Source organism: Microcella daejeonensis (genome assembly GCF_026625045.1).
Classification (GTDB): domain Bacteria; phylum Actinomycetota; class Actinomycetes; order Actinomycetales; family Microbacteriaceae; genus Microcella; species Microcella daejeonensis.
In genome coordinates, this window is sequence record NZ_CP113089.1 from 330528 (window position 1) to 351565 (window position 21038).

The following is a 21038-nucleotide window of genomic DNA, read 5'->3' on the forward strand; positions in this document are numbered from 1 at the left end:
TCCTTCTCAGGGCGGGATCTCACAGCGCGGAGGCGCGGTGGTCGATCAGGCGTTCTGCTTCTTCAGTCGCGAGGCGGCCCGGGCGCGCAGCGTCTGGTCGAGCTCGACCTTGCGGATGCGCACCTTCTCGGGCGTGACCTCGACGCACTCGTCCTCGCGGGCGAACTCCAGGCACTCCTCGAGGGTGAGCTGACGGGGCGGGGTGAGGCGCTCGAGCTCCTCCGCGGTGGAGGAGCGGATGTTGTTGAGCTTCTTCTCCTTGGTGATGTTGACGTCCATGTCATCGGCGCGCGAGTTCTCGCCGACCACCATGCCCTCGTAGACCTCCTCCGTGGGGTTCACGAAGAACGACATGCGCTCCTGCAGGGTCATCATCGCGTTGCTCGTGACGACGCCCGTGCGGTCGGCGACGATCGAGCCGTTGTTGCGCGAGACGATCGATCCGGCCCAGGGCTCGTAGCCGTGCGCGATGGCGTTGGCGATGCCGGTGCCGCGCGTGGTGGTGAGGAACTCGGTGCGGAACCCGATGAGGCCGCGGCTCGGCACGAGGAACTCCATGCGCACCCAGCCGGTGCCGTGGTTCGACATGCCCTCCATGCGGCCGCGACGCGCGGCGAGCAGCTGGGTGATGGCGCCGAGGTACTCCTCCGGCGCATCGATGGTGAGCTGCTCGAAGGGCTCGTGCATCTTGCCGTCGATGGTCTTCGTGACCACCTGCGGCTTGCCGACGGTGAGCTCGAAGCCCTCGCGCCGCATGTTCTCGACGAGGATGGCGAGCGCGAGCTCGCCGCGACCCTGAACCTCCCACGCGTCGGGGCGGCCGATGTCGACCACGCGCAGCGAGACGTTGCCGACGAGCTCGCGGTCGAGGCGGTCCTTCACCATGCGCGCGGTGAGCTTGTGGCCCTTGACCTTGCCGACGAGCGGCGAGGTGTTCGTGCCGATGGTCATCGAGATGGCGGGCTCGTCGACGGTGATCGCCGGCAGCGGCCGGACGTCCTCCGGATCGGCGATGGTCTCACCGATCGTGATGTCCTCGATGCCGGCGACGGCGACGATGTCGCCGGCGTAGCCCGACTCGGCCGGGTAGCGCTCGAGGGCGCGGGTCTTGAGCAGCTCGGTGATGCGCACGGTCGTGTGCGAGCCGTCGTGGCGCACCCAGGCGACCATCTGGCCCTTCTTCAGCGTGCCGTTGAAGATGCGCAGCAGGGCGATGCGGCCGAGGAAGGGGCTCGCGTCGAGGTTGGTGACGTGGGCCTGCAGCGGGTGCTCGTCGTCGTAGACCGGAGCGGGCACGTGCTCGAGGATGGCCTCGAAGAGGGGCTCGAGGTCGTCGTTGTCGGGCAGCTCGCCGTCGGCCGGGCGGTTGCGGCTCGCCGCGCCGGCGCGACCCGAGGCGTAGATGACGGGCAGATCGAGGATGGCGTCGACGTCGAGGTCGGGCACCTCGTCCTGCAGGTCGCTCGCGAGACCGAGGAGCAGGTCGTGGGTCTCCTCCTCGACGGCCTCGATGCGCGCGTCGGGGCGGTCGGTCTTGTTGACGAGCAGGATGACGGGCAGCTTGGCCGCGAGGGCCTTGCGCAGCACGAAGCGGGTCTGCGGCAGCGGGCCCTCGCTCGCGTCGACGAGCAGCACGACGCCGTCGACCATGCTCAGGCCGCGCTCGACCTCGCCGCCGAAGTCGGCGTGACCGGGGGTGTCGATCACGTTGATCGTGATCTCCTGCCCGTCGGCGTGCTTGCCCTTGTAGGTCACCGCCGTGTTCTTGGCGAGGATGGTGATGCCCTTCTCGCGCTCGAGGTCGTTGGAGTCCATCGCCCGGTCCTCGAGGTGGGCGTGGGCGGCGAAGGAGTCGGTCTGACGCAGCATGGCGTCGACGAGGGTGGTCTTGCCGTGGTCGACGTGGGCGACGATCGCCACGTTGCGCAGGTCGGAGCGGGTGGCGAGCGCCATACGAGAAGCCTTACGAATCAGGGGGTGGACGGCCCGGAGCGCGCGGAACGGCGGGGACCGGTGGATCAGTCTACCCGCTGACCACCGGCCCCCGCCCGGAACCGCGTCGGATCAGGCGTCCGCCGTCTCGGCGAGCACCTGACGGCGCAGCTCGCGGCGGTCGCGCTGCAGGGCGGGATCGGGCACCGGGACCGCCGCGATGAGCCGCTGCGTGTAGGGCTCCTGCGGCGAGCGGAGGATCTGGTCGCGCTCGCCCAGCTCGACGATGCGGCCGTGGTGCATCACCGCGATGCGGTCGGCCATGATGTCGACGACGGCGAGGTCGTGGCTGATGAAGAGGCAGGCGAAGCGGTAGTGCTCCTGCAGCTCCTTGAGCAGGTCGAGCACGATCGCCTGCACCGACACGTCGAGCGCCGACGTCGGCTCGTCGGCGACGAGCAGCTCGGGGCCGAGCGACAGCGCGCGCGCGATGCCGACGCGCTGCTTCTGCCCGCCCGAGAGCTCGTAGGGGTAGCGGTTGCGGTAGTTGCGCGGCAGGCGCACGGAGTCGAGCAGCTCCTCGACCTTGCGGTCGAGCTCGGCGCCCTTGGCGACCCCGGCGAGCAGCATGGGCTCGCCGATGCTCTCGCCGATGGGCATGCGGGGGTTGAGCGACGAGGACGGATCCTGGAAGACGATGCCGACCTTGCGGAAGGCCTCGCGACGCTGGCTGCGGTCGGCGTTCGAGAGCGGGATGCCGCCGACGGTGAGCTCACCCTCCGCGATCGGCTGCAGACCGATCGCGGCGCGGCCGATCGTCGACTTGCCCGAGCCCGACTCGCCCACGAGACCGAGCACCTCGCCCTTGACGATCTCGAAGCTGACGTCGTCGACGGCCCGGAAGGCGGCGACCCGCCCGCGCTTGCCGTACTCGATCGCGACGTTCTCGAGCGTGAGCACCGCCTCGGTCGAGCGCGCGCCGGCGGGGGTGTCGCGGTGCGCGACGGTCACGCCGACCGTGCCCGTCGTCGGCGGGGTCGCCGGGGCCTCGCCGTCCGCGCGCTCCTCGTGCACGGCATCCTCGAGCGCCGCGGTGAGGTCGATCGACGCGTCGTCGCCGCCGCCCTCGCCGAGGCGCGGGACGGCCGCGAGGAGCGCCTGCGTGTACGGGTGCTGCGGGGCGGAGAACACGTCGGCGACGGAGCCCGACTCAACGATGTCGCCCTCCTTCATCACGACGATGCGGTCGGCGAGGTCGGCGACCACGCCCATGTCGTGGGTGATGAGCAGCACGGCGGAGCCCAGACGGTCCTTCAGGTCGCGCATGAGCTCGAGGATCTCCGCCTGCACGGTGACGTCGAGCGCGGTCGTCGGCTCGTCCGCGATGAGCAGCTTCGGGTCGCACGAGATCGACTGGGCGATCATGGCGCGCTGGCGCTGCCCGCCCGAGAGCTGGTGGGGGTAGGAGTTGAAGGCTTTCTCGGGGTCGGGCATCTCGACCATGGCGAGCAGCTCGAGCGCCCGCTCCTTCGCCTGCGAGGGGGTGATGCCGAAGTGCAGGCGCAGCGTCTCGACGATCTGGAATCCGACCGTGTACACCGGGTTGAGCGCCGTCATCGGCTCCTGGAAGATGACGGCGATGTCCTTGCCGCGCACCTTGCGCATCGCGGCGTCGGCGAGCCCGCGCAGCTCGCGCCCGCCCAGCTTGACGCTGCCGGTGATGCGGGCGTTGTCGGGCAGCAGATCGAGGATGGCCATCGAGCTCGCGCTCTTGCCGGAGCCGGACTCGCCGACGATGGCGAGCACCTCCCCCGCGGCGACGCTGTAGGTGAGGTTCTTGGCGGCGGGCACCCACGCCCGATCGACGCCGAAGTCGACGCTGAGGTCCTTCACCTCGAGGACGGTTCCGGTGGTCTTGATGGTCTCGGTGACGGTCATGATGCGGTCTCCTGCGAGTGGGGGAGGAACGGCGGGCGCGCGGATTGGTGCGCCGGTTCCGGGGGTGTCAGCATGGGGGAATGAGTGCACGCGGCGGCGGGAAGCCGGTCATCGTCTGGTCGAGGTTCAACCGTGGCGTGGCGATCGCGGCCTGGGTCTTCAGCGCGGTGATCGCGATCTCGCTGCTGTTCGCGCCCGACGCCCGCTACCTCACGGTGCTCGCCGTTCCGGTCGCGCTGAGCCTGCTGGCCTGGGCCATCTACTGGCGCCCCCGCGTGGTGGTCGACGGCGAGGCCGTCGAGCTCGTCAACGCGACGCGCTCGGTGCGCATCCCGTGGGAGGCCGTCACCGGGGTCACGACGCGGTTCGCGCTCACCATCAGCACGGAGAAGGGGCGCTACCCGGCGACGGGCGCCCCGGCCCCGGGTGCGTACGGCACCTACGCGGCCAACCGGGAGCTCTCGCGCGACGTGCGCGAGCGCGCCGTGCGCCCCGACTCGTACCGGCAGTCCGGCGAGCTCGAGGGCACCGACTCCGGTGAGGCCTCGGCCGTCGTGCTGCAGCACTGGGACGCCTGGTCGCGAGCCGGCGGCCGCCGCGGGCCGGCTCCGGTCGTCGTGACCTGGCACCCCACCGCGATCGGCGCGACGACCGCGGCGACCGCGCTCGCGGTGCTCGCGCTCATCACGCTTCCGTGAGGCGATCACCTCAGCGGACCTTCTTGGGGTTGAACCGGCGCTGACGCGGGTCGAAGGCGTCGCGCAGGCCGTCGCCCACGAAGTTGACGCACAGCGCCAGCAGGATGATGAACAGACCCGGCCACCAGAACAGCCACGGGCGCTGCGTGAACGCCGACTGGTTCTCGCTGATGAGACCGCCGAGCGAGACGTCGGGGCGCTGGATGCCGTAGCCGAGGAACGCGAGGCCCGTCTCGAGCAGGATCGACGCCGCCATGAGCAGCGTCGCCGCGACGATGACCACGCCGATCGCGTTCGGCAGGATGTGCTTGAAGATGATGCGCATGTCGCTCGCGCCGGCCACCCGGGCCGCGTCGACGAACTCGCGCTCGCGCAGCGAGAGGAACTCGGCGCGCACGAGGCGGGCGATGCCCGTCCAGATGAACAGGCCCAGCACCGCTCCGAGCAGTGCCGGCCCGAGTCCGCCGGCGAGGCGGCCGACGAGGGCGCCGATGACGATCACCGGGATGATGATGATGAGATCGGTGAAGCGCATGAGCACGGCATCCACCCAGCGGCGGTAGTAGCCCGCGACGGCCCCGATGACGGTTCCGATGAGCGTCGCGATGCCGCCGATGAGGAACATGATGAGGATCGAGTTCTGAATGCCCCGCATGACCTGCGCGAAGTAGTCGCGCCCGATGCGGTCCTGACCGAAGGGATGCTCCCCCAGGCTGATCCCGTCACCGCCGGCCCACTCGGGCACGAGCGACAGGGTCGGCGCGCCGCCGGGCAGGAACTGGTCGTTCAGCTGCACCCAGTTGTACTTCCACCACCCGGGGATGGGGCCGAGGCCGATGGCGCTCACCGAGAACGCGCCGACGAGCACGAAGATCAGCAGGGCGGCCATGGCGACCTTATTGCGGACGAAGCGGCGGAAGATGAGGCGGCCCTGGCTCAGGCCCTCCTCGCTGCTGTCGCGGGGCTGGGGCGCGGAGGTCGCGCTCGGATCGATCACGGAGGTCATCAGCGCACCCGCACTCTCGGGTCGAGGGCCGCGTAGGCCAGGTCGGCGAAGAAGTTGAAGGCGATCGCCACGATCGCGATCACGACGAAGTAACCCATCACCGGGTTCGGGTCGGTACGGCCGAGGGAGGTGAAGAACAGCGCCCCCATGCCCGAGATCGCGAAGATCTGCTCGGTGATGATCGCGCCGCCGAGGATGGCGCCGATGTCGGCGGCCACGATCGTCGTGATCGGGATGAGCGAGTTGCGGAAGGCGTGGCGTACGACGACGACGCGCTTCGACAGGCCCTTCGCCCGCGCGGTGCGGATGTAGTCCTGGTTGAGCGTGTCGAGCATGCCGGCCCGCGCGTACCGCGTGTAGCCCGCGAAGGAGATGAGCAGCAGCGTCAGCGTCGGCAGCGCGAGGTGCGTGAAGCTGTCGAGGCCGAGCACCCAGAAGTCGCCGTTGAGGCCGGGCGTCTCGGAGCCGACCGTCGCGATCGGGCGGCCGCCGATGCGCGGGCTCGAGGCGTAGGTCTGCCAGGACTGCATGAAGCGGTCGAGGATGACGAGCAGGTACAGGCTCAGCGCGGTGATCGCACCGACCCGCATCGAGACGCCGCGGTCGAAGCCGCCCGCGAGCCAGCCGCTCGCGATCGCGACGCCGACGAGGATGACGCCGATGATGACGATCGTGCCGAGGGTCGAGATGTCGAACAGGCCCTGGAGGGTGAAGTAGACGACGACGCCGATGAGGGCGTTGACGCCCGCGGTGATGAGGGCCCGGCGGTTCTCGAGCCCGGCGATGAGCGCCGTGATGCCGAATGCCAGCCCGATCGCGGCGAGCACGATCACGACGGGGCCGAGGCTCGGGTCGGTGAACCAGTCGATCGACTGCATGAGCGCGAGCACGAGCGAGGTCACGAGACCGGACACCGCGAAGACCACGAGGCGGCGACGGGCGGTCCCGCCGACGAGCACCTGCCAGATGGCGCCGGCGATGATGCCGATGAGCACGATCGCCCAGATCGGGATCTCGGGGCTCTGCAAGAAGTCGTTGAACCCGATGGCCACGAAGACCTTGAGCAGCACCGCGACCCAGAAGGAGGGCAGCGAGTAGAGCAGGAAGGAGAGGAAGGTCACCGAGTAGTCGAACCCGGTGTCCTTGCGCAGCGCGGAGACGATGCCGATGGTGACGCCCAGGAGGATCGCGAGGATCGTCGCGGCGGTCACGAGCTGGAGCGTGGAGGCCATCGCCCGCGGGAGGAGGTCGGCGACCTGCGCGTTGACGAGGTTGACGCCGAGGTCGCAGATGTTGGCGAAGGGCACGAGGCATCCGGCAGCGCCGCCGAGCCAGTCGAGCCATCGCAGCGGGATCGGGAGGTCGAGGTTGAGCGCGTCGATGCGGTCCGCGATCAGCTGATCCCTGTTGGGGTTGCGGTTCTGGTAGAACTCCTCGAGCGGATCGCCCGAGAGCGCCGTGAGCGTGTACATGATCAGGGAGGCCCCGATCAGGATGAGGATCGAGACGCCGACGCGTCTCATGATGTAGGCGAACATGGTCTACCTCGTGGTCGGAGCCGGCGCATCACGCTCTCGTGGAGCACGCCGGCGGCAAGTGTTCGGGTTCGGCCCGATCGCAGTAAGCGGGGCGCCGGATCCGTCTCGGATCCGACGCCCCACCCTAATCCCTGCGATTCAGAACCGTGGTTCAGGGGCGGTCATCAGCGATCAGCCGACGACGTTCCACTCCCAGAAGTTCCAGAACACACCGGTCTGACCCGGGTACTGCGTGATGCCCTCGACCGCGGACGAGTGGGCGGTGACGCCCGGGCCCTGGAAGAGGGGCAGGCCGTACGCGTCCGCGAAGAGCAGCGCGTCGATCTCCTGCTGGATCTCGATCTGGGCGTCGGGGTCGATCGTGGTCTGCAGCTCCTGAGCCAGGGCGTCGACCTCGGGGTTGCTGTACCCGCTGTAGTTTCCTCCGCCGTTGGTGGAGAAGATCTGCGGAACACCGGCGACGCCGACGCCGCTCGACACCCAGCCGAAGATGCTGGCGTCGTAGGTGCCGGAGCCCAGCAGCGAGCCCCACTCGGGGGTGCCCTGCGCCTCGACGATGAAGCCGGCCTCGGAGGCCGAGGCCGCGATGGCCTCGAACGCGTCGACGCGGTTGGGGTTCTCGCTGTTGTAGAGGATGTTGACCGTCGGCGTGGCACCGGCGAGCAGCTCGCGAGCGCCCTCGATGTCGACCTCGGCGTACGCGTCGGAGCCGTTGTTGGCGACCGACGTGTCGTAGGCCTCGCCCACCGTGGGCACGAAGATCTGCGAGTCGAGCACCGCGGCCTCGGGGTTGACCGGGGTCACGATGGCGTCGAGGATCTGCTGACGCGGGATCGTCTTGAGGAAGGCCTCGCGCACGTTCTGGTCGGCGAAGACGCCCGAGAAGCTCAGGTCGATGTGGTCGTAGTTGAACTCGTCGCCCTGCAGCACCGTCGCATCGGCGATCGCCTCGAGCGAGGAGATCGTGTCGGCGGAGGCCTGCGGCTTGATGATGTCGACCTCGCCGTTCTGGAGGGCCGTCACCTGCGCGTTCGCGTCACCGATGAAGCGGATGACGATCGAGTCGTACGAGGGCTCGAGGCCGCCGGCGTACTCGGGGTTGCGCTCGAGGGTGATCGACTGCGTCGGCTCCCACGCGCTGAGGATGAAGGCACCGCTCGAGACGAGCAGGTTCTCGTTGCTCGGAAACTCGGACATGATGTAGCCGGTGTTCCAGAAGTCGGCGACGGCGCGGATGGTGGCGTTCTCCTCGGCCGGAGCGTCGGGGTTGCCGCGCGGGGTGCTCTCGAAGGCCTCGCGGACCTCCTCGATCGTGACGCCCGCCTCCTCGGCGATGACGTGCATCGGACGACCGATGAGACCGGTGCCGACCAGCTGCCAGTCGGCGTACGGCTCGGTGTAGGTCAGCGTCATCGACAGGTTGTCGTCGCTGATCTCGGGGTACTCGCTCAGGCCCAGGCCCGAGGTGTCGCCCGCGTAGTTGAAGTACGAGTTGCCGCCCGTGACCTCACCGCTCTCGGGGTCGACGGTCGCGTCGTTGTAGTAGCCCGACTGCACGGCCCAGTTGAGGAGGAGGTCGTCGGCGCTGATCTGCGTGCCGTCGGACCAGACCTGACCCTCGTTGATCGTGTACGTGACGACCAGCGGGTCCTCCGAGACGAGCTCGACGGTGCCGAAGGTCTCGTTCGGCACGAACTCGAGCGCCTCGTCGAGGTAGACGAACTGCGACGAGGTCAGGTAGGCGACCTTGCCGTTGATGTCGAGGTTGGACGAGGACTCCGCGTCGTTGAGCGAGGTGAGCTCGTTGACCTCGGCGGCGGTGATGGTGCCGCCGGTGGCCTCGCCGCCGGTGCCGTTCTCGGCGGGGTCGGCGGTGCAGGCCGTCAGCGCGAGCGCGACGATGCCGGCACCGGCGAGCGCGACGAGCCCACGGGGCCGCCGGTTCGTAGTGGTGATCAATTTTCCTCCTGTGCAAGATGGGCACGTACCGGCGCGATTTCCGAGCGCTCCGTTACGCCTAATGGGTTCGACCTTATGGAGGGGGTCTCATCCCCGCCAAACTGTAAGGGGATTCGTTACACAGCAGTAACGCGCGTCCGCAGGCATCCGGCGCCGCGCGCGAAAACTGCGCGCATCCCCGTGATTGGCGCAGCAATCGTGCGCTGTCGACAGTTTCTTGCCTCGCAATTGCCTCCTTGCGCATCCGAGCAGTGGACGCGAGCCCCCGTTCATGGGGTGCTGCGCTCAGCATCGCGCCCGAGCGACCGGGGATACTGCCGGGATGAGCGACACGAGCGCTGCCCTGCCCGAGACGGGCATCCCGAACCGAGGTCGTCTGCGGGCCGAGATCATCATCGTGCTCGCGCTCTCGCTCGGAGCGAGCGCCGTCTACTCGGTCGTCGCCATCATCAACAGGACGACGCGCGACGTGGCGCTCTCGGAGCAGACGGCGACGCTCAACCGCTCGCTCGATCAGCGCGAGGTCTTCGACCTGGTCTACCAGCTGCTCGCCATCGTCTTCGACCTCGCGCCCGTCGCGCTCGTCGGGTTCCTGCTGTGGAGCGCGACGCGACCGCACCTGGGCCGGCTGGGCATCGACGGCGCGCGGCCGTGGCGCGACACCCGCGACGGGCTCGGGCTGGCGCTGCTCATCGGGGCGGGCGGCATCGCCGTCTACCTCGGCGGGCGCGCGCTCGGCCTGACGGTGGGCGTCGACCCGGCGGGCCTCGAGAGCTACTGGTGGACGATCCCGGTGCTGCTCATGCGGGCCGCGCTCGCCGGCATCACCGAGGAGGTCATCGTCGTCGGCTACCTCTTCGCGCGGCTGAAGGATCTGCGCTGGGGCCCGTGGGCGATCATCCTCACCAGCGCACTGCTGCGCGCGACGTACCACCTGTATCAGGGCTTCGGGGCGTTCATCGGCAACTTCCTGATGGGCGTGATCTTCGGTCGCCTCTACCTGCGCACCGGGCGCGTGCTGCCCTTCGTGATCGCCCACACGATCATCGATGCCGTGATCTTCGTGGGATATCCCTGGGCAGCCGCCGTTTTCCCGACGCTTCTCGGCGTCGGCGCTTAACCTCCCTCTATGCCCCAGCCCGAGATCGGCGACACCGCCCCCGACTTCACCCTCCCCGGCGTCGTCGTCGACGGCCAGGATGCCCTGCCTCGCCACTTCTCGCTGCGCGAGCAGCGCGGCGCACCGCTCGTGCTCGCCTTCTACCCCGCCGACGCCTCCCCCGGCTGCACCGCGCAGCTCTGCAACTACCAGAGCGAGCTCGCCGGCTTCGAGGCCCTCGGCGCCACCGTCTGGGCGATCAGCCGGCAATCGACCGAGTCGCACGAGTCGTTCGCCCGCAAGCAGGGGCTCGCCTTCCCGCTCCTCGCCGACGAGCGCGGCGACGTCGTCGACGCCTACGGGGTCGGCATGTTCGGCGTCGGCGTGCGCCGCTCGATCTTCATCATCGATGCCGACGGCGTCGTGCGCTGGAAGCACGTCGCCCTGCTCGGGGTCACCTACCAGAGCGCATCGGTCATCCGGGCCGAGCTCGAGCGCATCACCGGACCGGGCGCCGACGGCGCCGCGCGGAGCTCCGCCGCCTCATAGCGGCGGGCACCGCCCCACGACCGACGGGCGTCTGCGGAGAGATCGGCTCCGCAGGCGCCCGTCTTGCGCGCCAGGGTAGTCGGGTTCGGGATGCGCGGCGCGGGTCGCCTCGTCGGGAGCAGCCGCGCCGGCCCCACCCGCCGCGCCGAGTTGCGCCCTCGGTGCCGAGTTGCGCGTTCCGAAGGCGCAGGTCGACGGAAAGCCTCGACTCGGCAAGGAGCCGTGAGGCGCGGGAGCCCGATCGAGGCGGTCGCCGCTAGGCGAACGCCTCGCCCCGCGCGCCGCAGGCGCGCCCGACAAGCACAGCCGGGACGCCGATCGAGGCGGTCGCCGCTAGGCGAACGCCTCGATCGCGCCGCAGGCGCGCCAAACAAACACAGTCGGGACGCCGATCGGAGCGGTCGCCGCTAGGCGAACGCCTCGCCCCGCGCGCCGCAGGCGCGCCAAACAAGCACAGCCGGGACGCCGATCGAGGCGGTCGCCGCTAAGCGAACGCCTCGACCCGCGCGCCGCAGGCGCGCCAAACCAGCACAGCCGGGACGCCGATCGGAGCGGTCGCCGCTAGGCGAACGCCTCGCCCCGCGCGCCGCAGGCGCGCCAAACCAGCACAGCCGGGACGCCGATCGAGGCGATCGCTACGCGAACGCCTCGATCGGCGGGCAGGCGCACACCAGGTTGCGGTCGCCGTACGCCTGGTCGACGCGGCGCACCGGCGGCCAGTACTTCGCCGTGCGGTCGCCGTCGGCGGGGTAGACGGCGAGCTCGCGCGAGTAGGCGTGCTCCCACTCCCCCGCGATGACGCTCTCGGCGGTGTGCGGCGCGTTGACGAGCGGGTTGTCGCCCTCCGGCCAGCGGCCGTCGGCGACGGCGTCTGCCTCGAGGCGGATGGCGATCATGGCACGGATGAAGCGCTCGAGCTCGGCCAGATCCTCGCTCTCGGTCGGCTCGACCATGAGGGTTCCGGCGACGGGGAACGACATGGTCGGCGCGTGGAACCCGTAGTCGATGAGCCGCTTGGCGACGTCGTCGACGGTGACCCCGGTGGCCTCGCGCAACGGCCGCAGGTCGAGCACGCACTCGTGCGCGACGAGCCCGTTCTCGCCCGCGTAGAGCACGGGGTAGTGCTCCCGCAGGCGCAGGGCGACGTAGTTGGCGGCGAGCACGGCGTTGGCCGTGGCATCCCGCAGCCCGTCGGCGCCCATCATGCGGGCGTACGCCCACGAGATCGGCAGGATGCTCGCCGAGCCGTAGGGAGCCGCCGAGACGGGGGCGCCGCGGTGCTCGACCGCGCCGACCATGCCGGTCACGTGGTCGAACGGCGGGTGCTGGTCCATCTGGGCGAGGGGATGCCCGGGCAGGAACTCGGCGAGGTGCGCCTTGGCCGCCACCGGTCCGACGCCCGGCCCGCCCCCGCCGTGCGGGATGCAGAAGGTCTTGTGCAGGTTGAGGTGGCTGACGTCGCCGCCGATGTCGCCGTAGCGGGCGTAGCCGAGCAGCGCGTTGAGGTTGGCGCCGTCGATGTAGACCTGCCCTCCGGCGTCGTGCACGGCCTGCGTCACCTCCATGACGTCGTGCTCGTAGACGCCGTGGGTGGAGGGGTAGGTGATCATGAGCGCGGCGAGGCTCTCGCCGTGCTCGACGATCTTCGCCCGCAGGTCGGCGAGGTCGACGTCGCCCGTCTCGGTCGTGGCGATGACGACGACGCGCATCCCGGCGAGGACGGCGGAGGCCGCGTTGGTGCCGTGCGCGCTCGAGGGGATGAGGCAGACCGTGCGGTGCTCGTCCCCGCGGGAGCGGTGGTAGCCGCGGATGGCGAGGAGGCCGGCGAGCTCGCCCTGGCTGCCGGCGTTCGGCTGCAGGGAGACGGCGTCGTAGCCGGTGAGCTCGGCGAGCCAGGTCTCGAGGTGGCTGATCATGACGAGCGAGCCCTGCACGTCCTCGAGCGGCGCGAAGGGGTGCAGCGCACTGAACTCTGGCCAGGTGACAGCCGCCATCTCGGTGGCCGCGTTGAGCTTCATCGTGCACGAGCCGAGCGGGATCATGCCGCGGTCGAGCGCGTAGTCGCGGTCGGCGAGGCGCTTGAGGTAGCGCATCATCGAGGTCTCGCTGCGGTGGGTGTGGAACACGGGGTGGGTCATGAACTCGCTCGTGCGCTGCAGCGCCGCGGGGATGCGGCCGGTGCCGTGCTCGAACCAGCCGTGCGTGCCGTGCTGCTCGTGCCCGAAGGCCGCGACGGCGTCGTGCAGCTCGGCGACGGTGGTCGTCTCGTCGACGGAGAGGCGCACCTCGTCCGCCCCCTGCTGCCAGACGAGGATGCCCCGCTCGCTCGCGGCCTCGGCCACCTGGGCGGCCCGGCCGGGCACGCGCACCGAGATCGTGTCGAAGAAGTCGTCGTGCACGAGCTCCTCACCCGCCTCGAGCAGCATCTCGCGCAGGAGGAGCGCCTGCTGCGCGACCCGCTGCGCGATCCGGCGCAGCCCGTCGGGCCCGTGGTAGACCCCGTACATCGCGGCCATCACCGCGAGCAGCACCTGCGCCGTGCAGATGTTGCTCGTGGCCTTGTCGCGCCGGATGTGCTGCTCGCGCGTCTGCAGGGTGAGGCGGTAGGCGGGGCGCCCGTCGGAATCCTTCGACACCCCGACGAGGCGGCCCGGCATCTGCCGTTCGAGGCCGGAGCGCACGGCGAGGTAGCCCGCGTGCGGCCCGCCGAAGCCCATCGGCACGCCGAAGCGCTGCGTCGTACCGACGGCGATGTCGGCGCCGAGCTCGCCGGGGCTCGTCACGAGGGTGAGCGCGAGCAGATCCGCGGCGACGACGGCGAGACCGCCGTGCGCGTGCACGGCGTCGATGACGCCGCTCGGGTTCCAGAGCCGGCCGGAGGCGCCGGGGTACTGCAGGATCGCGCCGAAGCACTCGGGCAGGGCATCCGGCGCGGTGTCGGCGAGCGGCAGCACGACGAGGTCGATGCCGAGGGCCTCGGCGCGGCCGGCGAGCACGGCGTGCGTCTGCGCGAAGACGTCGGCGTCGACGAGGAAGGTGTTCGAGGGGCTCTTCGACGCCCGGCGCGCGAGCAGCATGCCCTCGACGACGGCCGTCGCCTCGTCGAGCATCGAGGCGTTGGCGGTGTGCAGGCCGGCGAGCTCGCTCACCATGGTCTGGAAGTTGAGCAGCGCCTCGAGCCGGCCCTGCGAGATCTCGGGCTGATACGGCGTGTACGCGGTGTACCAGCTGGGGTTCTCGAGCACGTTGCGCTGCACGACCGCCGGGGTGATGGTGCCGTAGTAGCCCTGGCCGATGAGGCTGCGGCGCACGGTGTTGTGGTCGGCGAGGGTGCGCAGCTCGGCGAGCGCCTCCGCCTCGGTGGCGGGGGCCGGGAGGGTGCGCAGCGGCGTCTGCTGGCGGATGGCCGCCGGGACGGCGGCATCCATTATCGCCTCGAGGCTCTCGAAGCCGAGGGCGTCGAGCATGAGGCGGCGGGCATCCTGATCGATGCCGATGTGGCGGTCGGTGAAGGGCATGCTCATGGGGAGGGGCTCCTACTGGCCGATGAGGGTGCGGTACTCGGCGGGGCTGAGCAGGGCGGGGTCGCCCGCGATGCGCAGCTTGACGAGCCAGCCCGCGCCGTACGGGTCGGCGTTGATGGTCTCGGGGCTGTCGACGACGCCCGCGTTGGCCTCGACGACCTCGCCGTCGAGCGGGGCGTAGAGCTCGCCGACCGACTTGGTCGACTCGACCTCGCCGACGATCGCGCCGGCCGCGAGGGCCGCGCCGATCGCGGGCAGGTCGACGTAGACGACGTCGCCGAGGGCGTCGGCCGCGTACTGGGTGATGCCCACGGTGGCGATGTCGCCCTCGAGGCGCACCCACTCGTGCTCGGCGGTGTACTGCAGGTCGTCGGGAACGCTCATCGGTCAGGCCTCTCGTCGGTAGAAGGGAAGGGCGACGACGGTCGCGGGGATGCGACTGCCGCGAACATCGAGGTCGAGCACGGCGCCGACCGCCGCATGATCGGGGTGCACGAGGGCCATCGCGACGGGATGGCCGAGGGTCGGCGAGAGCGCGCCGGAGGTGACCTCGCCGACGACCTGCTCGCCGTGCATGACGGGGTAGCCGGCCCGCGCGGCGCGGCGCCCCTCGGCGGCGAGACCGACGAGCACCGGCGCATCGGCGGCGGGCCCGCGCTCGATGGCGGCCTTGCCGACGAAGTCGTCCTTGGCGGTCACGACCACGCGGCCGAGGCCGGCCTGCACCGGCTGGATGCCCAAGCCCAGCTCGTGGCCGTAGAGCGGCATGCCGGCCTCGAGCCGCAGGGTGTCGCGCGCCGCGAGCCCCGCGGGCACGAGCCCGTGCGGCTGCCCGGCGGCGAGCAGCGCGCGCCAGAGGGCCGCGGCGTGCTCGGTCGGCAGGTAGAGCTCCACGCCGTCCTCGCCCGTGTAGCCCGTGCGGGCGACCATGACGGCGGTTCGGGCATCCCCCCAGGCGAAGGCGCCGTCGCTGTAGGCGTAGTAGCGCAAGCTCTCGAGCGCCTCGATCTCGAGGCCCGGCGTCTCGGCGAGGATGGCGGCCGAGGCGGGGCCCTGCAGGGCGATGAGGGCGATCCGGTCGGTCTGGTCGTCGAGCGCGACGTCGTGCCCCGCCGCCCGCTCGGTGAGCGCGGCGACCACGGCGTCGCGGTTGGCCGCGTTCGCCACGACGAGGTAGTCGTCATCGCCGCGCCGGTAGACGATGAGGTCGTCGATGACCCCGCCGGACTCGGCGAGCACGAGGGAGTACTTCGCGCGGCCGACCGCGAGCGCGGAGAGCCGGCCGGCGAGCGCGTGGTCGAGGAAGGCGGCGGCGCCCGGGCCCGTGACGGCGATCTCGGCCATGTGCGAGATGTCGAAGAGGCCGGCCTGGCGGCGCACGGCGTGGTGCTCGGCGAGGTCGGAGGAGTACCGCACCGGCATCTGCCAGCCGGCGAAGTCGGTGAAGGATGCGCCGAGGGCGACGTGCTCGGCGTGCAGCGGCGAGAGCCGGGCCGCCGGCGCGTCGGGGGCAGGCGCAGCGGGAGTCGGCGCGTCAGGAGCCGACGCGACGGCGGTCGGCAGCGGTGCGGCGGGGTCGGACGGATCGATCACGGAGTTCTCCTGACGCGCGGATGGCCGGTGGAACTCCCCCTCTGTCATCGTGCCTGAGAGCTTCGCCGCGGCCCCTTCAGGGTGCGGCTTTCACCATGGGCGAGCGGATGCCGGAGCATCCCCTGCTTTTCAGAGTGGCCTGGTCGATGCGGTACACGTACCTGAGAGATTGGCGGGGAGGCTTGCTCCTTCGGTGCCGGTGGCGGCTTCTCGCCCCTCCGGCTCTCCCGCATCGCGTTGCGGCCCGGTATTCGATTGAGTCGTGCGGTCGTGCCCTGACGCGCTCGTACGAGCAGGGTCAGCGTATCAACTGCGCGGCGTCGACGAGGGCTCGGATGCGGCGTCGGTCGACGGCGGCTCGGCGGGCGCCTGCGGCGGCGGCCATTCCGCCGAGACCGGAGCGGGGGTCGACGGCGAGGCGCCGGAGTCGCGCTCGCCCGCGAGCACCGCGCGGGCGCGGCCGGTCAGCTGCGGGTCGATGATGAGCTGGTAGTTGCTCGCGAGCACCTGGTGCGTGGTGGTGAAGTCGCGGCGACGGCGGCCGGCGGCGTAGGTGACGACGCTGAACAGCAGACCGAAGGCGGCGCCGATGAGGGCCGCGGCGAGGATGAACGAGAAGTTCGGCTCGGGGGAGAACAGCACGAGCAGCAGTCCGATGAAGAGGCCGAACCATGCACCGCTCGCGGCGCCGGCGAGCGCCGCGCGGGCGTAGGTGAGGCGGCCGGTCACCCGCTCGACGGTCTTCAGGTCGTTGCCGACGATCGAGATCTGCTTCACCGGGAAGTCGGCCTTCGCGAGGGTGTTGACGACCTTCTGGGCCTCGGGGTAGCTGTCGTAGGTGCCCAGCACGTCGCCCCGCGGCAGGGTCGGCGACGCCGGGGTGCGGCGGGCGAAGGGGCTGGCGTTGGTCACGCCGTCATCATCGCAGGCGACGGTAAGGTTTGTCCGTGAGCGCGGCGAAGGTATTCGTGGCCCGGTTGAGCGGGTGCTCCGTCTTCGACCCCGCGGGCGATCGCGTCGGCAAGGTGCGCGACGTCCTCGTCGTCTACCGCCGGTCGGATGCTCCGCGCGTCGTCGGCCTCATCGTCGAGGTCCCCGGCCGTCGTCGGGTGTTCCTCTCCATCGGCCGCGTCACGAGCATCGGCTCCGGGCAGATCATCACGACTGGCCTCATCAACCTGCGCCGCTTCGAGCAGCGCGGCGGCGAGGTGCGCGTGCTCGCCGAGCTCGTCGGGCGTCGGGTGACCCTGCGCGAGGGCGCGGCGGGCTCCGGCGGCAGCGCCACGATCGAGGACGTCGCGATCGAGGAGAAGGGCCCGGGCGAGTGGTCGGTGAGCCAGCTCTTCCTGCGCCGCCCCCGCACCTCCCCCGCCCCCTTCGGCAAGGGGTCGACCGCCTTCGCCCAGTGGGCCGATGTGGTGGAGGACGACTCGGGCGACGAGGCCCAGAGCGCCGAGCAGCTCATCGCCGCCTACAGCGAGCTGCTGCCCGCCGACCTGGCGACGACCCTGCTCGAGCTGCCCGAGGAGCGCCGGCTCGAAGTGGCGGAGGAGCTCTCGGACGACCGGCTCGCCGACGCGCTCGAGGAGATGCCCGAGAGCGACCAGGTGCAGATCCTCTCCCAGCTCGACGACGACCGCGCCGCCGACGTGCTCGAGAGCATGGAGCCCGACGACGCCGCCGACCTCATCGCGCAGCTGCCGGGCGTGCGCGGCGAGACCCTGCTCGAGCTCATGAACCCCGAGGAGGCGGAGGACGTCCGCTTCCTCCTCGCCTACGACGCCGACACCGCCGGCGGTCTCATGACGACCGAGCCGATCATCGTCTCGGCCGACGCGACCGTCGCCGAGGGCCTCGCTCTCATCCGCCGCCACGAGCTCGCCCCGGCGATCGGAGCGGCGATCTGCGTGACCCTGCCGCCCTACGAGCCGCCGACCGGTCGGTACCTGGGCATGGTGCACTTCCAGCGCATGCTGCGCTACCCGCCGCACGAGCGGCTCGGCACCATCCTCGACCAGAGCATCGACCCCGTGACGCCCGAGACCTCGGCCGCCGAGGTCTCGCGCCGGCTGGCGAGCTACGACCTCGTCTCGCTGCCCGTCGTCGACGAGACGGGGCGGCTCGTCGGCCTCGTCACGATCGACGACGTGCTCGACTACCTGCTGCCGAGCGACTGGCGCAACGCCGACAGCGACGACCCGCTGCCGCGCGTGCGGCGCCGCCCGCTGAGCACCTCCCGAGCCGTACCGACGACTGCGAAGCGCCCCGATGGCCGCGGCTGAGCGCGCGGCGCGCGGCGGGAGGACGCCGCGGAGCGAGCGCCTCGACTCGCCGAAGTCGGCGACGCGCGGGTTCCGCATCCCGGGCCTGACCTTCCAGAGCAAGGACCGCATGGGCCGGTTCTCGGAGGCCTTCGCCCGCGGCATGGGCACCCCGTGGTTCCTCGTCGGCATGAGCGTCTTCGTCATCGCGTGGCTCGCCTACAACACCTTCGCGCCGCCCGAGGCGCAGTTCGATCCGCGGGCGCTCAACTACACGCTGCTGACCCTCATCCTCTCTCTGCAGGCCAGCTACGCGGCCCCGATGATCCTGCTCGCGCAGAACCGGCAGGACGACCGCGACCGCGTGCAGATCGAGCAGGACCGCCAGCGGGCCGAGCGCAACCTCGCCGACACCGAGTACCTCGCGCGCGAGGTCGTGGCGCTGCGGCTGGCGATGAAGGACATGGCGACGAAGGAGTTCATCCGCGCGGAGCTGCGCTCGCTGCTCGAGGAGCTCGAGCGGTCGGACGCCCGCGACGCCGACGGGGACGACGATGCGGCGACGGGCGGCGCGGGCCGCGCATCCCGTGGCTGAGTCGGCCCCCGCCGCGACCGAGCAGGCCGTGCGCGCCGCCCTCGCGGGCGTCATCGACCCCGAGCTGCGCCGACCGGTCACCGAGCTCGACATGGTGCCGCGGGTGGCCGTCGACGGCGACCGCGTCACCGTCGGGCTCGAACTGACGATCGTGGGATGCCCCGCCGCGACCCGCATCGAGGCCGATGTGCGCGCGGCCGCCGCCTCGGTGCCCGGCGTCGGCGCGGTCGACGTCGAGGTCGGCGTCATGGACCGCGCCACCCGCGACGCCCTCATCGCGCGCCTGCGCGGCGGCAAGCCCGCCATGCCGTTCACGGCCGACTCGCTCACGCGCGTGATCGCGGTGACCAGCGGCAAGGGCGGCGTGGGCAAGTCGACGATCACCGCGAACCTCGCCGTCGCCCTCGCGCAGCAGGGACTACGGGTGGGTCTCGTCGACGCCGACGTCTTCGGCTTCTCGATCCCGGGCCTGCTCGGAATCCCCGAGGCGAGGCCGACGCGGGTGGGCGAGGCGATCATGCCCCCGCGGGCCCACGACGTCGCCGTCATCTCCATCGGCATGTTCGTGGATGCCCGCACCGCCGTCTCCTGGCGCGGCCCGATGCTCCACCGCACGGTGCAGCAGTTCCTGACCGACGTGTACTTCGGCGACCTCGACGTGCTCGTGCTCGACATGCCGCCCGGCACCGGGGATGTCGCGATCTCGGTGGGGCAGCTGCTGCCGCACGCCGAGGTGCTCGTCGTCACGACGCCGCAGCGGGCCGCGGCCGACGTCGCCGAGCGCTCGGCGATGGTCGCCCGGCAGACCGGGCAGACCGTCATCGGCGTCGTCGAGAACATGGCCGGGCTCGCGCAGGCCGACGGCAGCGTGCTGGAGCTCTTCGGCTCGGGCGGCGGGGCCGAGACGGCCGCGCGGCTCGAGGTGCCGCTGCTCGCGCAGGTGCCGCTGTCGATCGCGCTGCGCGAGGGCGGCGACGAGGGGCGCCCGATCGTGCTCGAGGCCGACGACCCGGCGGGTGCGGCGATCCGCGCGCTCGCACAGACGGTCGCGGCCCGCGGGCGGGGTCTCGCCGGGCGCTCGCTGCCGTTCAGCCCCCGCTAGCGGAGGCGTCGCGCGGCAGGCGCAGGGGCGGAGTCAGTCGACGTGACGACGCTGTGCAGCGCTCCTCAGAGCTGCTCAGCGCTGCTCGGCGCTGCTCGGCGCTGCTCAGCGCTGGAACAGAGCGGGCACCCGGCCGTAGCCATCGCGGACGGTCAGCACGGCGGTACCGGCGACGGCGGCGATCGAGAGGGCGGCGAGGGTGATGAGCAGGGCGGTCATGGCGGTGGTGTCCTTTCGTGAACAGTCATATTCCACCAGCCGCAACCGTTCAGCACCAGCGAGTGTTTCTTCACTGACCTTGTAGTCTGGCTACATGGATGTGCGCCGACTCGAACTGCTGCGCGAGCTCGCCGATCGCGGCTCGATCACCGCCGTCGCGCAGGCGACCCACCGCACGCCGAGCGGGGTCTCGCAGCAGCTCAAACGGCTCGAGCAGGAGGCCGGCGTGCCGCTCACCGCGCGGGTCGGCAGGGGCATCCAGCTCACCGATGCCGGCGAGGCGCTCGCCGAGACGGCCCGCCGCATCGCGCTCGCGACCGCCGAGGCCGAGTCGCTCTGGCAGGAGTTCACCCGCAGCCCGACCGGCACCGTCACGCTCACGACCTTCCCCACCGGCGGGCAGATGCTGCTGCCCGGCCTGCTCACGCGACTCGGCGACGAGCCGGGGCTCGAGGTCGTCGTCACCGACCACGACCTGGCCCTGCCCGACTTCGCCGGGCTGACGCCCGACTTCGACGTCGTCATCGCCGACAGCCAGGGCGTTCCGCGGCACTGGAGCGAGCGCGGCCTCACCGTCGTGCCGCTCATGGTCGAGCCCTTCGACATCGCCATGCCCGAGGATCATCCGCTCGCGCAGAAGACGGTCATCCGGCCCGCGGACGTGGTGGGCGCCTCGTGGATCGGCTCGCCGGTGGGCTACCCCTACGACCGCGTGCACGACGCGCTCGCGGCCGTGACCGGCCGGGCGCCGCGCATCGTGCAGCGCGTCATGGACAACCTCATCGTCGAGGCGCTCGTCGCCGCGGGCGTGGGCCTCGCCATCCTGCCGCGCTTCACCACGCGCAGCCACGGCAACGGCCTCGTCACCCGACCGATCGCGGGCGTCGCCGCCGAGCGGCAGATCTCGGCGATCCTGCGCGCCGATCGCGCGGCACGGCCCAGCGTGCGCCGGGTCGTGCAGCTGCTGCGCGAGGAGGCCGAGCTGGTCTCGGCGCGGTACCGCACGCCCTGATCACCCCGGCCGC

Annotated in this window: 16 protein-coding genes and 2 riboswitches; of the genes, 7 read left to right on the top strand and 9 right to left on the bottom strand. The window is 71.2% G+C overall.

Annotated elements, in window-relative coordinates; translation table 11 throughout:
* Positions 1-45: 45 nt before the first annotated feature.
* Positions 46-1953, bottom strand: coding sequence for a translational GTPase TypA (typA, locus tag OVN18_RS01710; protein ID WP_267737813.1), 1908 nt, complete (start codon positions 1951-1953; stop codon positions 46-48).
* Positions 1954-2064: 111 nt separating this feature from the next.
* Positions 2065-3870 (bottom strand): ABC transporter ATP-binding protein, encoded by a 1806-nt coding sequence (locus OVN18_RS01715; protein ID WP_267781551.1) that lies wholly within the window; start codon positions 3868-3870, stop codon positions 2065-2067.
* Between the two features lie 80 nt (positions 3871-3950).
* Between OVN18_RS01715 and OVN18_RS01720 the strand changes: the two genes are divergently transcribed.
* Positions 3951-4568 carry a PH domain-containing protein gene (locus OVN18_RS01720; RefSeq protein ID WP_267781553.1) on the top strand — a complete coding sequence of 206 codons (618 nt, stop codon included), beginning with the start codon at positions 3951-3953 and terminating at the stop codon, positions 4566-4568.
* Positions 4569-4578: 10 nt separating this feature from the next.
* On the opposite strand, the gene OVN18_RS01725 is transcribed toward OVN18_RS01720, so the two are convergent.
* The 3 genes from OVN18_RS01725 to OVN18_RS01735 all read right to left on the bottom strand — a co-directional run bounded on the left by OVN18_RS01725 (position 4579) and on the right by OVN18_RS01735 (position 9071).
* Complete coding sequence (locus OVN18_RS01725) at positions 4579-5574, bottom strand: ABC transporter permease (protein WP_267737816.1); 996 nt, start codon at positions 5572-5574, stop codon at positions 4579-4581.
* Positions 5574-7112 carry an ABC transporter permease gene (locus OVN18_RS01730; RefSeq protein WP_267781554.1) on the bottom strand — a complete coding sequence of 513 codons (1539 nt, stop codon included), beginning with the start codon at positions 7110-7112 and terminating at the stop codon, positions 5574-5576. Before OVN18_RS01730 ends, OVN18_RS01725 begins: the two co-directional genes overlap by 1 nt.
* A 171-nt stretch (positions 7113-7283) precedes the next feature.
* The gene (locus OVN18_RS01735; protein ID WP_324287789.1) at positions 7284-9071 is read right to left on the bottom strand and encodes an ABC transporter family substrate-binding protein; all 1788 of its coding nucleotides are present in this window, start codon (positions 9069-9071) and stop codon (positions 7284-7286) included.
* Positions 9072-9393: 322 nt separating this feature from the next.
* Between OVN18_RS01735 and OVN18_RS01740 the strand changes: the two genes are divergently transcribed.
* Together OVN18_RS01740 and OVN18_RS01745 are read left to right on the top strand one after the other, a co-directional pair.
* A complete protein-coding gene (locus tag OVN18_RS01740) occupies positions 9394-10191 on the top strand; it encodes a CPBP family intramembrane glutamic endopeptidase (protein WP_267781555.1) in 798 nt (265 codons plus the stop codon).
* A 9-nt stretch (positions 10192-10200) separates the two neighbouring features.
* Positions 10201-10719, top strand: coding sequence for a peroxiredoxin (locus OVN18_RS01745; protein WP_267781556.1), 519 nt, complete (start codon positions 10201-10203; stop codon positions 10717-10719).
* A gap of 635 nt (positions 10720-11354) precedes the next feature.
* Here the strand turns inward: OVN18_RS01745 and gcvP are convergent.
* The 4 genes from gcvP to OVN18_RS01765 all read right to left on the bottom strand — a co-directional run bounded on the left by gcvP (position 11355) and on the right by OVN18_RS01765 (position 16748).
* Positions 11355-14243 (bottom strand): aminomethyl-transferring glycine dehydrogenase, encoded by a 2889-nt coding sequence (gene gcvP, locus OVN18_RS01750; protein ID WP_267781558.1) that lies wholly within the window; start codon positions 14241-14243, stop codon positions 11355-11357.
* A 12-nt stretch (positions 14244-14255) separates the two neighbouring features.
* Positions 14256-14627 (bottom strand): glycine cleavage system protein GcvH, encoded by a 372-nt coding sequence (gene gcvH, locus OVN18_RS01755; RefSeq protein WP_267781560.1) that lies wholly within the window; start codon positions 14625-14627, stop codon positions 14256-14258.
* 3 nt (positions 14628-14630) lie between these two features.
* The gene (gene gcvT / locus OVN18_RS01760) at positions 14631-15722 is read right to left on the bottom strand and encodes a glycine cleavage system aminomethyltransferase GcvT (RefSeq protein WP_267782858.1); all 1092 of its coding nucleotides are present in this window, start codon (positions 15720-15722) and stop codon (positions 14631-14633) included.
* Positions 15723-15870: 148 nt separating this feature from the next.
* Positions 15871-15974: riboswitch (glycine riboswitch) on the bottom strand.
* A 1-nt stretch (position 15975) separates the two neighbouring features.
* Positions 15976-16076: riboswitch (glycine riboswitch) on the bottom strand.
* Between the two features lie 66 nt (positions 16077-16142).
* Positions 16143-16748, bottom strand: a complete 606-nt coding sequence (locus OVN18_RS01765) for a general stress protein (protein ID WP_267781562.1) — start codon at positions 16746-16748, stop codon at positions 16143-16145.
* Positions 16749-16783: 35 nt separating this feature from the next.
* On the opposite strand from OVN18_RS01765, the gene OVN18_RS01770 reads away from it, so the two are divergent.
* The 4 genes from OVN18_RS01770 (at position 16784) to OVN18_RS01785 (ending at position 21025) form a co-directional block, all read left to right on the top strand.
* Positions 16784-18118: a magnesium transporter MgtE N-terminal domain-containing protein gene (locus OVN18_RS01770; protein ID WP_267737828.1), complete on the top strand. Its 1335-nt coding sequence runs from the start codon at positions 16784-16786 to the stop codon at positions 18116-18118.
* A complete protein-coding gene (locus OVN18_RS01775) occupies positions 18105-18692 on the top strand; it encodes a DUF1003 domain-containing protein (protein WP_267737830.1) in 588 nt (195 codons plus the stop codon). Before OVN18_RS01770 ends, OVN18_RS01775 begins: the two co-directional genes overlap by 14 nt.
* Entirely contained in the window at positions 18652-19794 is a 1143-nt protein-coding gene (locus OVN18_RS01780; RefSeq protein ID WP_407666053.1) for an Mrp/NBP35 family ATP-binding protein, read from the top strand. Before OVN18_RS01775 ends, OVN18_RS01780 begins: the two co-directional genes overlap by 41 nt.
* Before the next feature lie 313 nt (positions 19795-20107).
* On the top strand, positions 20108-21025 hold the full coding sequence (locus OVN18_RS01785) for a LysR family transcriptional regulator (RefSeq protein WP_267781565.1): 918 nt from the start codon (positions 20108-20110) through the stop codon (positions 21023-21025).
* Positions 21026-21038 lie beyond the last annotated feature (13 nt).

What these genes read in the sequence shown, in the direction of transcription:
- typA (WP_267737813.1), bottom strand. Translation starts at nt 1,953, where the DNA reads ATGGCGCTCGCCACCCGCTCCGACCTGCGCAACGTGGCGATCGTCGCC.
- OVN18_RS01715 (WP_267781551.1), bottom strand. Translation starts at nt 3,870, where the DNA reads ATGACCGTCACCGAGACCATCAAGACCACCGGAACCGTCCTCGAGGTG.
- OVN18_RS01720 (WP_267781553.1), top strand. Translation starts at nt 3,951, where the DNA reads ATGAGTGCACGCGGCGGCGGGAAGCCGGTCATCGTCTGGTCGAGGTTC.
- OVN18_RS01725 (WP_267737816.1), bottom strand. Translation starts at nt 5,574, where the DNA reads ATGACCTCCGTGATCGATCCGAGCGCGACCTCCGCGCCCCAGCCCCGC.
- OVN18_RS01730 (WP_267781554.1), bottom strand. Translation starts at nt 7,112, where the DNA reads ATGTTCGCCTACATCATGAGACGCGTCGGCGTCTCGATCCTCATCCTG.
- OVN18_RS01740 (WP_267781555.1), top strand. Translation starts at nt 9,394, where the DNA reads ATGAGCGACACGAGCGCTGCCCTGCCCGAGACGGGCATCCCGAACCGA.
- OVN18_RS01745 (WP_267781556.1), top strand. Translation starts at nt 10,201, where the DNA reads ATGCCCCAGCCCGAGATCGGCGACACCGCCCCCGACTTCACCCTCCCC.
- gcvP (WP_267781558.1), bottom strand. Translation starts at nt 14,243, where the DNA reads ATGAGCATGCCCTTCACCGACCGCCACATCGGCATCGATCAGGATGCC.
- gcvH (WP_267781560.1), bottom strand. Translation starts at nt 14,627, where the DNA reads ATGAGCGTTCCCGACGACCTGCAGTACACCGCCGAGCACGAGTGGGTG.
- OVN18_RS01775 (WP_267737830.1), top strand. Translation starts at nt 18,105, where the DNA reads ATGGCCGCGGCTGAGCGCGCGGCGCGCGGCGGGAGGACGCCGCGGAGC.
- OVN18_RS01780 (WP_407666053.1), top strand. Translation starts at nt 18,652, where the DNA reads ATGCGGCGACGGGCGGCGCGGGCCGCGCATCCCGTGGCTGAGTCGGCC.
- OVN18_RS01785 (WP_267781565.1), top strand. Translation starts at nt 20,108, where the DNA reads ATGGATGTGCGCCGACTCGAACTGCTGCGCGAGCTCGCCGATCGCGGC.